A 14,019-nucleotide genomic window follows, 5' to 3' on the forward strand; every position below is an offset into this window, starting at 1 on the left:
ATGACAGAGGACCTCGTCCTCCCCGCCCCGCGGGAAGCAGGTGCCGGTCCGGACGGCGAGCCGCTGCTCGAAGTCTCGGGCCTGACCAAGCACTTCCCGGTCAAGGGCGGCTTCCCGATCCGCCGTACGATCGGCGCCGTACAGGCGGTCGACGGCATCGACCTGACCGTGCACGTCGGCGAGAGCTTCGGCCTGGTGGGGGAGTCCGGCTGCGGCAAGTCGACGACGGGCCGCCTGATCACGCGGCTGCTGGAGCCGACGGCCGGGACGATCTCGTACCGGGGCAAGGACATCACGCACGCCTCGCGCAAGCAGATGGCGCCGATCCGGTCCGAGATCCAGATGATCTTCCAGGACCCGTACTCGTCGCTGAACCCGCGCCAGACGGTCGGCAAGATCATCTCGGGCCCGATGGAGATCAACGACATCACCCCGGCCGGCGGCCGCGAGAAGCGCGTACGCGAACTCCTGGAGATCGTCGGCCTGAACCCGGAACACTTCAACCGCTTCCCGCACGAGTTCTCCGGAGGCCAGCGCCAACGCATCGGCGTGGCAAGGGCGTTGGCCCTGGAGCCGAAACTGATCGTGGCGGACGAGCCGGTGTCGGCACTCGACGTCTCGATCCAGGCCCAGGTGGTGAACCTCCTCCAGAAGGTGCAGCAGGAGCTGGGCATCGCGTTCCTGTTCATCGCCCATGACCTGGCGGTCGTACGGCACTTCTCGCAGCGCGTGGCGGTGATGTACCTCGGCAAGATCATCGAGATCGGCGACCGTACGTCCATCTACACTCGCCCCCGCCACCCCTACACCCACGCCCTGCTGTCCGCGGTCCCCGAGGTGAGCCTCACGGAGGACCAGGACACGGCCGCACGGGAACGCATCCGCCTGGCCGGCGACGTCCCGTCCCCCATCGCCCCACCCTCCGGCTGCCGCTTCCGCACCCGCTGCTGGAAGGCCCAGGACAAGTGCGCCGCCGAGGAACCGCCACTGATCCAGCTCTCCGGCAACCACGCCGGCCACCTGACGGCCTGCCACTTCCCGGAGGAGCCGACGATCGAGGCGCGGGACGAGGACATTGTGCTGGATCCGGCGTTGGTGGCGTTGGAGGAGGGGGCGGAGGAGTAAGGGGCGCGCAGGTTCTGGGGCCCGGACTCGGCGGTCGTTCGGCGGGTATCGCATGCGGGTACGGGTTCGTACCCGCATCCCTGCCGAGGCCCGTGACCGGCTTGCCGAGATAGCGGCCGGTGAGGGTTTGTCGCTGCGTTCCTACCTGGCCCGGCTCGCGGACTCGCTGCTCACTCCTGCCGAGCGCGCCGAACGAGCCGAGCGCGCTCGAGCGGTCCTGCGCGAGTGGAACGGCTACGACCCCGGCGTCGACGAACAGGCCGGTCTGGACGCGGAACTCGATCGACGGCTGGCCGAGTCGGCCGCCCCGTGACCAACGCTCTTCATGTGATTCTCGACGACACCGCCATGGTCGCCGCCGGATCAGGCAACGTCCTGGCCTCCCGCCTGATCGACCGTGCGCACGCCACACAGGGCTGGTTTCTTTACGCGCCGACGTGTGCGCTGGTGGAGGCGGATCGGACGCGGTCCGGTACGGCGGAGCACATCGTCGCACTGCCGAGTGTCATCGTCCTCGACCTCAGTCCATGAGCAACGGGCCCTCGTTCCATTGGGGGAGGCGCATGACAGGATCGGGCTTTCCAGTGGTGCGAAAAGGGGCGGGAGTTGCTGCATCACATCGAACTGTGGGTGCCCGACTTGGAGCGTGCGGCCAAGTCGTGGGGATGGTTGCTGGAGCGGCTGGGATACGAGCCGTACCAGGACTGGCCGAGGGGCTGCAGTTGGCGGATGGGGGAGACCTACATCGTGCTCGAACAGTCCCCTGCCCTGCGCTCCGCCACCGCTCACGACCGCATACGGCCGGGCCTGAATCATCTGGCCTTCCACGCCCCGAGCCACGCGGCGGTCGACGCCCTTGCCGAGGCGGCCCCCGCGCACGGCTGGGCCCTCCTCTTCCCCGACCGTCACCCTTACGCGGGCGGCCCCGAGCACTACGCGGCGTACCTGGAGGACGGGGACGGGTTCGAGGTGGAGGTGGTGGCTCGGGGGGTGTAGGGGGTCTTGAGGGCGTCGACGGAGGGGGTGAAGGCTGCGGTTTGGATGACTCTCTGCTTCTGAAGTGGCTGGTTCGGAGTCTGTGTCGGTTCGCGGACCGTAGGGTTCCTGGCCGTGACGGATTCTTCGGGTGGGCCGCCGCTGTGGCGTGATCGGCAGTATGTGCTGCTCATGAGCGCACGCGTCATCTCTGTACTGGGCAATGGCTTCGCGCGCGTGGCACTGGCGTTCGCCGTACTGGCTCTCCCCGGAGCGAGCGCGGGCAGGCTCTCGCTCGTGCTGGCCTGCCAGGCAGTGCCGCAACTGGTCTTCATCCTGGCCGGCGGTGTCATCGCGGACCGGATGTCCCGGTCGAGGCTGATGGCGCTGGCCGATGGGCTGGGAGCCGGGGCCTATGCGGGCCTGGCCGCCATGGTGTTGACCGGGCATGCGCCCCTGGCCGCCATGTGCCTGCTCGCGGTGGTGGCCGGGACGGCAACAGCCCTGTTCGCCCCCGCCATGGACGGCCTTGTGCCTCTGCTCGTCCCTGCGGACCGCCTGCAACAGGCCAATGCTCTGCTGCGGGTGGGCATCAACAGTTCCATGCTCCTGGGGCTGGCCCTGTCCGGGGTGACCGTGGCCTTCGTGGGCGCCGGCTGGGCGCTCGCGCTCAACGCAGCGTCCTTCGTGGCGAGTGCGGGGCTGACGGCGCGGCTGCGCGTGCAGGCCCTGCCACGCCGGAAGTCGTCGGGGTGGGCCGATCTGCGGGAGGGCTGGCAGGAGTTCGCCTCCCGGCAATGGCTGTGGGTCGTGGTCGCGCAGTACGCGGTCGTCGTCGCCGCGGTCAACGCCAACCTCGGGGTCCTGGGCCCGCTGGCGGCCGAGCAACACCTCGGAGGAGCGCGCGCGTGGTCGGTCATCGTGGCCGCGCAGTCCCTGGGCACCGTCGCCGGGGCGGGGTTCGCCGCCCGCGTGAAGGTGAAACGGCCCATTCTGGTGGCCGTCCTGTGCACGTTTCCGGCTGCGGTGCCCGTTGCTCTGCTCAGTGCTCGGGCACCGCTCTGGCTGATCGCTGCGGCCATGTTCGGGGCCGGCATCGCGAGCGACGTCTTCGGCGTCCTCTGGGCGACCACCATCCAGCGGCAGGTCCCCGAACAGGCCCTGTCACGCGTGAGTTCCTACGACTGGTTCGGCTCGCTCGCGTTCGCCCCACTCGGCCTGCTTGCCGCGGGACCCGTCGCCCAGTCCGTGGGCACGGGCCGGGCCCTCGCCGGCTGCGCAGCCTTGATCGTTCTGGCGACCACGGCGGCCCTGCTCTCGCCTCAGGTGCGCACCCTCGGCGCGGCGAAGAGGCCCTCCGACGACACGGGGTCTTCGACCACAGCTTCAGAACTTCAGGCAGGCCCTTGACGGCAGGTCCTTGAAACGGATCTCTCCGTGTGCCCCCATGAAAGTAGGGCCCGCACACCCTCAGCGGGCGTACGGGCCCTTCATCCCCAGGCTCGGACGTTCATGGGCTCGGGTCAATGGGCCGAGAAAGTCCGTTCCTGAAAGGGGACGGCTGACAGAAAAGGGGTGTTGTCAGGCCGCCGCCTCGGGGTTCTTGGAGAGACGGGGAGCGGGAACGGTGTCCGCCGTCTCCGGGTAGTGGCAGGCCGTCAGATGGCCGGGCTTGTTGCCCTCGACCTGGACCAGCGGCGGGGCCTCGCTCGCGCACTTGTCCGTCGCCTTCCAGCAGCGGGTGCGGAAGCGGCAGCCGGAGGGCGGGGAGATGGGGGACGGGACGTCGCCGACCAGGCGGATGCGCTCGCGGGCCGGTGTCTCGTCCACCGTGGCCTCGGGTACGGCGGACAGCAGGGCCCGCGTGTAGGGGTGGCGCGGGTTTTCGTACAGGTCGTCGCGGTCGGCGATCTCCACGATCTTGCCGAGGTACATGACCGCCACGCGCTGCGAGAAGTGCCGTACGACGGCGAGGTCGTGGGCGATGAAGACGAAGGCGATGCCCAGGTCCTGCTGCACCTTCTGGAGCAGGTTCACGACCTGCGCCTGAATGGAGACGTCGAGGGCCGAGACCGGCTCGTCCGCCACGATCAGCTTCGGCTCCAGGGCCAGGGCGCGGGCGACACCGATGCGCTGGCGCTGGCCGCCGGAGAACTCGTGCGGGAAGCGGTTGAAGTGCTCGGGGTTCAGGCCGACGATCTCCAGGAGTTCGCGTACGCGCTTCTCGCGGCCGCCGGCCGGGGTGATGTCGTTGATCTCCATCGGGCCGGAGATGATCTTGCCGACCGTCTGGCGGGGGTTCAGGGACGCGTACGGGTCCTGGAAGATCATCTGGATCTCGGACCGGATCGGCGCCAGCTGCTTGCGGCCGGCGTGCGTGATGTCCTGGCCGCGGTACAGGACCTTGCCGCCGGTCGGCTCCAGCAGCCGGGTGATCAGGCGGCCCGTGGTCGACTTGCCGCAGCCGGACTCGCCGACCAGGCCCAGGCTCTCGCCTTCGGCGACCTGGAAGTCGAGTCCGTCGACCGCCTGCACGGCGCCGACCGTGCGCCGGATCGGGAAGCCGCCCTTGATCGGGAAGTGTTTGGTCAGCCCGGAGACGTCCAGGAGGGGGGTGGTGTTGCTCATGGTCGTGAAATCCCGTCTCTTGTCCGTCAGTTGTGCCGGGACACGGCAAGGTCGGCGAAGAACTCCGCACGCTGGTCCGGTGAGAGGTGGCAGGCCGAACCCCGGCCCTCCAGCACCTTCAGCACCGGCTGTTCGGTGGAGCACAGGCCGCCGGAGACCTTCTCGGCGAAGGTGCAGCGCGGGTGGAAGCGGCAGCCGGACGGCGGGTTGAGCAGCGAGGGCGGCGAGCCCGGGATCGGGTTCAGCGGCACGTCGACCGGACCGTCGAGGCTCGGCATCGAGCTCAACAGGCCGAGTGTGTACGGGTGTTGCGGGGTGCGCAGCACCTCCTGCTTCGTACCGCGCTCCACGCACCGGCCGCCGTACATCACCAGCACGTCGTCCGCGATGTCGGCGATGACACCGAGGTCGTGCGTGATGAAGACGATCGCGGTGCCGAATTCCTGCTGCAGATCCTTGAGCAGGTCCATGATCTGCGCCTGGACGGTGACGTCGAGCGCGGTCGTCGGTTCGTCGGCGATCAGCAGCTCGGGGTCGCAGACCAGCGCCATGGCGATCATCGCGCGCTGGCGCATACCGCCGGAGAACTGGTGCGGGTAGTCGTCCACGCGGATGTCCGGCTGCGGGATCCCGACCCGCCTCAGCATCTCGATCGCCCGGTCCCGGGCCTCCTTCTTGGAGGCACCGGTGTGCTTGCGGTACGTCTCGCCGATCTGCGCGCCCACGGTGTGGTACGGCGACAGCGAGGCCAGCGCGTCCTGGAAGATCATGGACATCTTGTTCCCGCGCAGCTGCTCCAACTCCCGCTCCTTGGCGGTGAGCAGGTCCTTGCCGTCGAGCAGGATCTCGCCGTCGATCGCCGTGCGGGCGCGGTCGTGCAGGCCCAGGATCGTCAGGTTGGTGACGGACTTGCCGGAGCCCGACTCGCCCACGATGCCGAGGGTCTTGCCCTTGGCCAGGTCGAAGGAGAGCCCGTCGACGGCCTTGACGGTGCCGTCCTCGGTGGAGAAGTGGACCTTCAGGTCCCTGACGGAGAGGAAGGGCTGCTGATCGGTGCTCGTCACGGAGACGCTCCTGGGGGGTGATGCGGAGGTAGGGGACAGGGCGGAGGTCAGGCGAGCCGGATCCGCGGGTCGATGAGGGCGTAGACGGCGTCGACGACGATGTTGAAGAGCACGATCGCGCCGGCCGACAGCATGGTCACGCCCACCAGCATGGGCAGGTCGCTCTTCTCCACGGACTGCACCGCGAGCCGGCCGACGCCCTGGAGGCTGAACGTGTACTCGGTGATCATCGCGCCACCGATGAGCGTGGCCAGGTCGATGCCGAAGATGGTGACGATCGGACCCATCGCGCCGCGCCAGGCGAACCGGAAGAAGACGTTGCGACGGGACAGACCCTTGGCCCGGGCCGTGCGGACGTAGTCCTCACTGAGCGTCTCGACCAGCTGGGAGCGCGTCATACGGGTGTAGTTGGCGGTCCAGATCAGGGACAGCACCAGCCACGGCAGCAGCAGGCCGGAGGCCCAGGCGGCCGGGTTCTCGGTGAGGGGCGTGTACGAGGGGTTGTCCAGGATGCCGAGCTTCGCGACGAAGAAGTACATCGCGATGTAGCCGACGAAGTAGATCTGCAGCGACGAGGCGACCAGCGACGCCGAACTGGCCACCTTGTCCTGCCACTTGCCCTGCTTGACGGCGGCCAGCATGCCCGCGCCGATGCCGAAGACGAGGAAGACGACGGACGAGCCGAAGGCGAGGGAGAGCGTCAGCGGCAGTCGGTCCAGGATCGTCCCGAGGACCGGCTCCCGGTTGGCGAAGGAGTAGCCGAGGCAGGGCGCGTCGCAGTGCCCGAAACCGGCGTAGTCGCGTCCGACGAAGAGGCCCTTGAGCCAGCCCCAGTACTGGACCGGGATCGGGTGGTCGATGCCCAGGTTGTGCCGGATCTGCGCGAGCATGTCGGGCGTGCAGTTCTTGCCGCAGGACATCGTGGCGGGGTCACGCGGTACGGCGTAGAAGAGCCAGTAGGTGACGGCGCTGATGATCAACAGGATGACCAGCGCGCCGAGGACTCGGCGGACAAGGAAGCGGAACATGGGGCGTGACTTTCCGGACGGGGCGCCGTCGCCGGGGAGTTGAGAGGGGGGTGGGCCGCAGGGGGCGGCCGTCGAAACGGCCGCCCCCGACGCGCTTACTTCTTGACGTAGAGCTTGGTGAGCGCGACGCAGGTGTTGCCGGCGTCGTACACCACGTTGCCGACCTTGGATCCGTACATCCAGTTGCGGATGGAGTGGTAGTCCGGGACGACCGCGGCCAGCTCCATGATCTGCTTGTCGATGGCGCCCCAGGCCTTGTTGGCCTTGGCCGTGTCAGCGATGGTGGAGGCCGTGTCGATCGCCTTGTTCACGCTCGGGTCGTTGAGCTGGGCGTAGTTGCTACGGCCGTCGCCGATGTTCTTGCCGCTCCAGCAGGGGTAGAAGACCGAGTAGCCGTTCGGCCAGTCCGGGCTCCAGCCCGCCGCGAACAGGTCGTAGTCGTTGTCGATCTTGCCGATCTGAGTGTAGAAGGTCGACTTGTCAACCTGCTTGTTGACCACCTTGAAGCCCGCCTCTTCCAGGGCGCTCTTGATGGCCACGGCCTGCTTCACGGCGTTGTCGGACTGCTGGTAGGCGATGACCAGCTTCTGGCCGACCTTGCCGGCTTCCTTCAGCAGGGCCTTGGCCTTCGCCGGGTCACCGCCGGGCTTCTTGTCCGTGCCGTAGAGGTCGAACTTCTCGTAGCCGGGGGTCACCGGGGAGAGGATCGTGGTGGCCAGCTCGCTGGTGGACGCGCCGCCGCGGATGGTCTGCAGCTGCTGGTGCGGCCAGGCGTAGTTGATGGCCTGACGGACCTTGACGTCCTTGATCCGAGTGGTGTTGATCGGCCAGTAGTAGGTGACCGTGTCGACCTGGGTGAGGACGCGCTTCTTCAGCGTGGCGTTGGTGAGCACCTGGGCGGTGCGCTCGGGGGCGACCTCGTTGAAGATCGACACCGTGTACTGGTCGTTGCCCTTGTCCGCGATGTAGCGGTCGGTGGAGGCGACCGGCTCGAAGCCGAACTGGAAGATGAACTTGTCCGGGTAGGCGTTGCGGATCGAGTCCGTCTTCGGGTCCCAGTGCTCGTTGCGCACGTACGTCAGCGACTTGCCGACCTGGCGGCTGTCGATCTTGTACGGGCCGAGGGAGTACGGACGCTTGTCGTACTTCTCCTTGGTGTCCTTCTTCTTCGGCACGAGACCGTAACCCGGCATGGCGAGCGTGTAGTTGAAGTCGGCGCGGGCCTCGGTGAGGCGGAAGGTGACGGTCTTGCCGTCGATCTCGATGGAGTCGAGGCTCTTGCCGTCGTAGGGGCCCTTGTACTTGTCGCCGCCGACCAGCCACTGCTGGACGTAGCGCGGACCCTCGGTGACGAAGGAGGCGAAGAGGCGCTCGAAGGTGTGGCGGACGTCGTCCATGGAGAGGTCGGCGCCGTCCTCCCACTTGATGCCGTCCTTGATCGTGAACGACCAGGTCTTGCCGCCGTCCTTCATGGTGCCGGCGTCGGTGGCGACGTCGCCGACCAGCGTGCAGCCACCCTTCTCGTCGATCTTGTAGCCGGTGAGCCCGCGCAGGATCGGCCGGGAGATGGCGCCCTCGGTCGAGACATAGATCTGCGCCGGGTCCAGGTGGTCCATGTCGAACTGGTCGAGCGAGTAGATCGTCCCGCCCTTGACCGCACCCTTGACCTCAGGCGCCGGACCCGTCGAGTCGGCCTTGGTGCCGACCGGGATGTTCATGGTCTTGGCGCCGGTGACCGAGGGGACCTTGTTGCTCGACGAACCGCTGCTGCTGCCGCTGCTGCAGGCACTCAGCACGGTGGTGCCGGCCGCGGCCACACCGGTGGCGATCAGGAAGTTTCTACGGGAAAAGGACATGCTGAGCCTGCCTCGTGGATTTTGTCGGGACGGACGTGACCAGCCGGACGGCGTCGATCCGGGCCGGGATGGGACTGGGGGTTACCGCTTGGACTTCGGGTCGAGCGCGTCGCGCACCGAGTCGCCGAGCAGGTTGAAGGCGAGGACGAAGATCACCATCGACAGGCCCGGGAAGAGCATGAAGGTGAAGTCCTCGGTGTAGAACTGGGCGCCTCGGCCGATCATGACGCCCCAGTCGGGGGTCGGGTCCGTGATGCCGACCCCGAGGAAGGCGAGGCCCGCCTCGGCGGTCACATAGGTCGGAAGCATGAGCGTGGACTGGATGATGATCGGGGTCCACAGGTTCGGCAGCAGCTCCTTGAACACGATGCGCATCGGTGAAGCGCCCGTGACCTTCGCGGCCTCGACGAACTCCCGCTCGCGCAGGCCGAGTACCTGGCCGCGCAGCAGTCGGGCGATCGATGCCCAGCCGAAGGCGGACAGCACGATGATCAAGGAGGCGGCGATCAGACCGGTCGGGATGTTGTCGTCGGCGGCGACGAAGAAGCCGTACACGACCGGCATGAACGCGATGAAGAACAGCGTGGACGGGAACGACAGCACGATGTCGATGATCCGGCCGACGAGGTAGTCGGTCCTGCCGCCCAGGTAGCCCGCCGTTACGCCGATGATGACGCCGAAGAGCGTGGTGAGCAGGGTCGCGGCGGTGGCGATGCCCAGCGAGGTACGGATGCCGTAGAGAAGGAACGTGAAGACGTCCCGGCCGAGCTGGGGCTCGATGCCGAACCAGAACTCGGAGCTGATGCCGCCGTTGGCGCCCGCCGGGTACGAGAACGCGTTCAGCAGGCTCGGGTCCTTGCTGGAGTACGAGGTGTACGGGTCCTTGCCGTACAGCTTGGCGATCAGCGGCGCGGCGATCGCGATCACGAAGAAGAAGATCACGATGTAGGCGGATATAACACCCGTGCGGTCACGCTTGAAGCGAGTCCAGGCCAGACGCCCGGGGGAGCGGCTCTCGTTGCCCTTAGGGGTGGAGGGCGAAGGTGACTTCTCGACGCTTGCGTCGGTCACCTCAAGCGGGGCAGCCGCCGATGGAGTTGGGGGGGTCATGGTGCTCCTGGCCCAAGGGAGGGTCTGATGACTCCGCAGGGCGCTCCCTACGGGCTACGCCGGACTTTTTCAACGCAATTCGTTCAAGGTCAATAAAATCTGGGTCGGCTTGGGTTTCTCTTTACCTTCTTGACTCGTGCTTGACTGTTCTGTAGCTACGCGTGTAGCACGTTGTAATCGATCCGTGTCCCGATTCGGGCCAACTACGCGAAACGGGCAACGAGTTCGATATGCGGATGCCTCCGTATCGAAATCCGTACATCTTGACGTAGCAATCCAACGGTTCGGCATCGGATGGTGAAGATCCATTGCGCTCCGCGTGGAAGATTCATTGTCGCGCAAGGCCGGCGGGTGATCTTCGTGGGGCCCCCGTGCGGCCGTCCGGATGGTGAGCCCCCTCGGAAGATCCCCTAATGGCCTCGGCGCGTATGCGACATGAACCTTTTGAGCCGATATTGGCCGGTAACGGAACCGGTAACGGACCGGCGGTCACGAGGAGGCACTCCATGCGCGGAGCCACGCACGCCAGATGGGTCGTGGGCGCGGCGGCGGTCGCGCTCGCCGCGACGGCCTGTGGAGGCGGCGGCAGCGACAGCGGCAGCGGCAGTGGGGACAGCGGCGCGGTGCTCAGCTCCTCCTGGGGTGACCCGCAGAATCCGCTGGAGCCGGCCAACACCAACGAGGTGCAGGGCGGCAAGGTCCTCGACATGATCTTCCGGGGGCTCAAGCGGTACAACTCCAAGACCGGCGCGGCCGAGGACATGCTCGCCGAGAAGATCGACACCACGGACTCGCAGAACTTCACGGTCACCGTCAAGAGCGGCTGGAAGTTCAGCAACGGCGAGGCCGTCACCGCCAAGTCCTTCGTCGACGCCTGGAACTACGGCGCCAGTCTCAAGAACAACCAGAAGAACGCGTACTTCTTCGGGTACATCGAGGGCTACGACAAGGTCCATCCGGAGAGCGGCAAGCAGACCGCCGACACGCTCTCCGGCCTCAAGGTCACCGGCGGCCAGACCTTCACCGTCAAGCTCACCCAGAAGTTCTCGACCTTCCCGGACACCCTCGGCTACCCGGCCTTCGCGCCGCTGCCCCAGGCCTTCTTCACGGACCACGCCGCGTGGATCAAGAAGCCGGTCGGCAACGGGCCGTACACAGTGGACTCGTACACCAAGGGCTCGCAGATGTCCCTGCGGAAGTGGGACGCCTACCCCGGCACGGACAAGGCGCAGAACGGCGGCGTCGACCTCAAGGTCTACACCGACAACAACACCGCCTACACCGACCTGATGGCCGGCAACCTCGACCTCGTCGACGACGTCCCGGCCGCCCAGCTCAAGAACGTCAAGAGCGACCTCGGGAACCGGTATCTGAACACGCCCGCCGGCATCATCCAGACGCTCGCCTTCCCCTTCTACGACCCGGACTGGAACAAGAGCGGCTCGGAGAAGGTCCGCCAGGGCCTGTCCATGGCGATCAACCGCGAGCAGATCACGAACACGATCTTCCAGAAGACCCGCACTCCGGCCACCGACTGGACCTCACCGGTCCTCGGTACGAAGGGCGGCTTCCAGGACGGGCTGTGCGGGGGCGCCTGCGAGTACAACCCCTCCGAGGCGAAGAAGCTGGTCAAGGAGGGCGGAGGGCTCCCCAACGGCCAGGTCAAGATCACGTACAACGCGGACACCGGCTCGCACAAGGAGTGGGTGGACGCCGTCTGCAACTCCATCAACAACGCGCTCGGCAACGACAAGGCGTGCGTCGGCAACCCGGTCGGCACCTTCGCCGACTTCCGCAACCAGATCACGCAGAAGAAGATGTCGGGCCCGTTCCGGGCGGGGTGGCAGATGGACTACCCGCTCATCCAGAACTTCCTGCAGCCGCTCTACTACACCAACGCCTCCTCCAACGACGGCCACTGGTCCAACAAGGACTTCGACAACCTCGTCAACCAGGCCAACACCGAGACCGACACCACCAAGGCGATCGGCATCTTCCAGAACGCCGAGAAGGTCGTCCGCGACAACATGGCGGCCATCCCGCTCTGGTACCAGAACGGCAGCGCCGGCTGGTCCGACCGGCTCTCGAACGTCGCGCTCAACCCGTTCAGCGTGCCGGTCTACAACGAGATCAAGGTCGGCTGACGGCCCATGGGACGGTACGTGGTCCGGCGTCTGCTCCAGATGATCCCGGTGTTCATCGGGGCCACGCTGCTGATCTTCCTGATGGTGAACGTGATGGGCGACCCCATCGCGGGCCTGTGCGGCGAGCGGCAGTGCGACGCGGCCACGGCCGCCCAGCTGAAGAAGGAGTTCGGCCTCGACAAGCCGGTCTGGCAGCAGTACCTGACCTACATGGGGAACGTCTTCACCGGCGACTTCGGTACGGCGTTCAACGGCCAGAAGGTCACCGAGCTGATGTCGACGGCGTTCCCCGTCACCATCCGGCTGACGATCGTCGCGATCCTCTTCGAGATCGTCATCGGCATCACGCTGGGCGTGATCACCGGCCTGCGGCGCGGGCGGCCCGTCGACACCTCGGTCCTGCTGACCACCCTCGTGGTCATCTCCGTACCGACCTTCGTCACCGGCCTGCTGCTCCAGCTGCTGCTCGGCGTCGAGTGGGGCTGGATCAAACCGTCGGTCTCCACGGAGGCCACGTTCGGCGAGCTGATCGTGCCGGGCCTGGTCCTGGCCTCGGTCTCCCTCGCCTACGTCACGCGGCTGACCCGCACCTCCATCGCGGAGAACCGCCGCTCCGACTACGTCCGTACGGCCGTCGCCAAGGGGTTGCCGCGCCGCCGGGTGATCGTCCGGCACCTGCTGCGCAACTCCCTGATCCCCGTGGTCACCTTCATCGGTACGGACATCGGGGCGCTGATGGGCGGCGCGATCGTCACCGAGCGGATCTTCAACATCCACGGCGTCGGCTACCAGCTCTACCAGGGCATCCTGCGCCAGAACACCCAGACCGTCGTCGGCTTCGTGACCGTACTCGTCCTCGTCTTCCTGGTGGCCAACCTGCTCGTCGACCTCCTGTACGCCGTACTCGACCCGAGGATCCGCTATGCCTGAGCAGTACGAGTCCGAGGGCGCCATCTCCTCCGCGGGCATGGGCGGCGCGATGGACCTGGCCGTGACCGAGGCGGAGACCCTGGAGAGGACACCCGGGGGACCGGACGGCACGGGCCCGGCGGGCAAGCCGCGCTCCCTGTGGTCCGACGCCTGGCGCGACCTGCGCCGCAACCCCGTCTTCATCATCTCGGGGCTGGTGATCCTCTTCCTCGTCGTCATCTCCATCTGGCCGTCGCTGATCGCGTCGGGAAATCCACTGAAGTGCGACCTCTCCAAGGCGCAGGAGGGCTCCCAGCCCGGCCACCCCTTCGGCTACGACGGCCAGGGCTGCGACGTCTACACGCGCACCGTGTACGGGACCCGCATCTCCATCAGCGTCGGCGTTCTGGCCACGGCCGGCATCGCGGTCCTCGGCTCGATCCTGGGCGGGCTCGCCGGGTACTTCGGCGGGGGCTGGGACTCGCTGTCGTCCCGGATCACCGACATCTTCTTCGCGATCCCGGTCGTGCTCGGCGGTCTCGTCCTTCTCTCCGTGGTGACCAGCAACACGATCTGGCCGGTCATCGGGTTCATGGTGCTGCTCGGCTGGACGCAGGTCTACCGCATCGCACGCGGCTCGGTGATCACCGCCAAGCAGAACGACTACGTTCAGGCCGCCCGCGCCCTGGGCGCTTCCGACTCCCGCATCCTGCTGCGCCACATCGCCCCGAACGCGGTCGCCCCGGTGATCGTCGTGGCGACCATCGCGCTCGGCACGTACATCGCCCTGGAGGCGACCCTGTCGTACCTCGGTGTCGGCCTGAAGCCCCCCACGGTCAGCTGGGGCATCGACATCTCGGCGGCCTCCGCCTACATCCGCAACGCCCCGCACATGCTCCTGTGGCCGGCCGGAGCGCTGGCGGTCACTGTGCTCGCCTTCATCATGCTCGGCGACGCGGTGCGCGACGCCCTCGATCCGAAGTTGAGGTGAGGGCGTGATGGTGCTGGAAGTGCGTGGTTGCCGTTGCACGCGCCGCGGACGGACCTCGGGACGCGGACCTGTCGTGCGCCCTGCCCGCCCGGTGGCGGCCCTGGAGTGTGCGGGCGCTCACGGTGTCCGCGCTCATCATGCTCGGCGACGCGGTGCGCGACGCCCTCGATCCGAAGTTGAGGTGAGCCG

The 14,019-nt window shown here is 67.3% G+C and carries 14 protein-coding genes; 9 read left to right on the plus strand and 5 right to left on the minus strand.

Going from position 1 to position 14,019, the window contains the following annotated elements:
• The 5 genes from ACFY1L_RS10170 to ACFY1L_RS10190 all read left to right on the plus strand — a co-directional run bounded on the left by ACFY1L_RS10170 (position 1) and on the right by ACFY1L_RS10190 (position 3,510).
• Complete coding sequence (locus tag ACFY1L_RS10170) at positions 1-1,125, plus strand: ABC transporter ATP-binding protein (protein WP_388820939.1); 1,125 nt, start codon at positions 1-3, stop codon at positions 1,123-1,125.
• 52 nt (positions 1,126-1,177) lie between these two features.
• A complete protein-coding gene (locus ACFY1L_RS10175; protein WP_388820942.1) occupies positions 1,178-1,438 on the plus strand; it encodes a hypothetical protein in 261 nt (86 codons plus the stop codon).
• A gap of 14 nt (positions 1,439-1,452) precedes the next feature.
• Positions 1,453-1,656: a hypothetical protein gene (locus tag ACFY1L_RS10180; protein WP_388821206.1), complete on the plus strand. Its 204-nt coding sequence runs from the start codon at positions 1,453-1,455 to the stop codon at positions 1,654-1,656.
• Positions 1,657-1,731: 75 nt separating this feature from the next.
• On the plus strand, positions 1,732-2,121 hold the full coding sequence (locus ACFY1L_RS10185; RefSeq protein ID WP_388820945.1) for a VOC family protein: 390 nt from the start codon (positions 1,732-1,734) through the stop codon (positions 2,119-2,121).
• A 162-nt stretch (positions 2,122-2,283) separates the two neighbouring features.
• A complete protein-coding gene (locus ACFY1L_RS10190) occupies positions 2,284-3,510 on the plus strand; it encodes an MFS transporter (protein ID WP_388821186.1) in 1,227 nt (408 codons plus the stop codon).
• Positions 3,511-3,681: 171 nt separating this feature from the next.
• Here ACFY1L_RS10190 and ACFY1L_RS10195 read toward each other — a convergent pair whose 3' ends face one another.
• From ACFY1L_RS10195 to ACFY1L_RS10215, 5 genes are all read right to left on the minus strand, one after another.
• Complete coding sequence (locus ACFY1L_RS10195; RefSeq protein ID WP_388820948.1) at positions 3,682-4,728, minus strand: ABC transporter ATP-binding protein; 1,047 nt, start codon at positions 4,726-4,728, stop codon at positions 3,682-3,684.
• Between the two features lie 26 nt (positions 4,729-4,754).
• Positions 4,755-5,792, minus strand: a complete 1,038-nt coding sequence (locus ACFY1L_RS10200; protein WP_388820951.1) for an ABC transporter ATP-binding protein — start codon at positions 5,790-5,792, stop codon at positions 4,755-4,757.
• A 47-nt stretch (positions 5,793-5,839) separates the two neighbouring features.
• Complete coding sequence (locus ACFY1L_RS10205) at positions 5,840-6,820, minus strand: ABC transporter permease (RefSeq protein WP_388820954.1); 981 nt, start codon at positions 6,818-6,820, stop codon at positions 5,840-5,842.
• A gap of 95 nt (positions 6,821-6,915) precedes the next feature.
• Positions 6,916-8,676: an ABC transporter substrate-binding protein gene (locus tag ACFY1L_RS10210; RefSeq protein WP_388820957.1), complete on the minus strand. Its 1,761-nt coding sequence runs from the start codon at positions 8,674-8,676 to the stop codon at positions 6,916-6,918.
• A gap of 81 nt (positions 8,677-8,757) precedes the next feature.
• A complete protein-coding gene (locus tag ACFY1L_RS10215; RefSeq protein WP_388820960.1) occupies positions 8,758-9,747 on the minus strand; it encodes an ABC transporter permease in 990 nt (329 codons plus the stop codon).
• A gap of 545 nt (positions 9,748-10,292) precedes the next feature.
• Between ACFY1L_RS10215 and ACFY1L_RS10220 the strand changes: the two genes are divergently transcribed.
• From ACFY1L_RS10220 to ACFY1L_RS10235, 4 genes are read left to right on the plus strand one after another with little or no spacing between them, the layout of a single operon-like run.
• Positions 10,293-11,930, plus strand: a complete 1,638-nt coding sequence (locus tag ACFY1L_RS10220; protein ID WP_388820962.1) for an ABC transporter substrate-binding protein — start codon at positions 10,293-10,295, stop codon at positions 11,928-11,930.
• A 6-nt stretch (positions 11,931-11,936) separates the two neighbouring features.
• A complete protein-coding gene (locus ACFY1L_RS10225; protein ID WP_361265821.1) occupies positions 11,937-12,860 on the plus strand; it encodes an ABC transporter permease in 924 nt (307 codons plus the stop codon).
• Positions 12,853-13,830: an ABC transporter permease gene (locus ACFY1L_RS10230; protein ID WP_388820965.1), complete on the plus strand. Its 978-nt coding sequence runs from the start codon at positions 12,853-12,855 to the stop codon at positions 13,828-13,830. The genes ACFY1L_RS10225 and ACFY1L_RS10230 overlap by 8 nt, the downstream gene beginning before the upstream one ends.
• A gap of 23 nt (positions 13,831-13,853) precedes the next feature.
• Complete coding sequence (locus ACFY1L_RS10235) at positions 13,854-14,015, plus strand: hypothetical protein (protein WP_388820968.1); 162 nt, start codon at positions 13,854-13,856, stop codon at positions 14,013-14,015.
• The last annotated feature ends 4 nt before the right edge of the window (positions 14,016-14,019 follow it).

Origin of the sequence: Streptomyces sp. NPDC001663 (assembly GCF_042893105.1) — a bacterium.
Taxonomy (GTDB): Bacteria; Actinomycetota; Actinomycetes; order Streptomycetales; family Streptomycetaceae; genus Streptomyces.

What these genes read in the sequence shown, in the direction of transcription:
- ACFY1L_RS10170 (WP_388820939.1), top strand. Translation starts at nt 1, where the DNA reads ATGACAGAGGACCTCGTCCTCCCCGCCCCGCGGGAAGCAGGTGCCGGT.
- ACFY1L_RS10175 (WP_388820942.1), top strand. Translation starts at nt 1,178, where the DNA reads ATGCGGGTACGGGTTCGTACCCGCATCCCTGCCGAGGCCCGTGACCGG.
- ACFY1L_RS10195 (WP_388820948.1), bottom strand. Translation starts at nt 4,728, where the DNA reads ATGAGCAACACCACCCCCCTCCTGGACGTCTCCGGGCTGACCAAACAC.
- ACFY1L_RS10205 (WP_388820954.1), bottom strand. Translation starts at nt 6,820, where the DNA reads ATGTTCCGCTTCCTTGTCCGCCGAGTCCTCGGCGCGCTGGTCATCCTG.
- ACFY1L_RS10210 (WP_388820957.1), bottom strand. Translation starts at nt 8,676, where the DNA reads ATGTCCTTTTCCCGTAGAAACTTCCTGATCGCCACCGGTGTGGCCGCG.
- ACFY1L_RS10220 (WP_388820962.1), top strand. Translation starts at nt 10,293, where the DNA reads ATGCGCGGAGCCACGCACGCCAGATGGGTCGTGGGCGCGGCGGCGGTC.
- ACFY1L_RS10225 (WP_361265821.1), top strand. Translation starts at nt 11,937, where the DNA reads ATGGGACGGTACGTGGTCCGGCGTCTGCTCCAGATGATCCCGGTGTTC.
- ACFY1L_RS10230 (WP_388820965.1), top strand. Translation starts at nt 12,853, where the DNA reads ATGCCTGAGCAGTACGAGTCCGAGGGCGCCATCTCCTCCGCGGGCATG.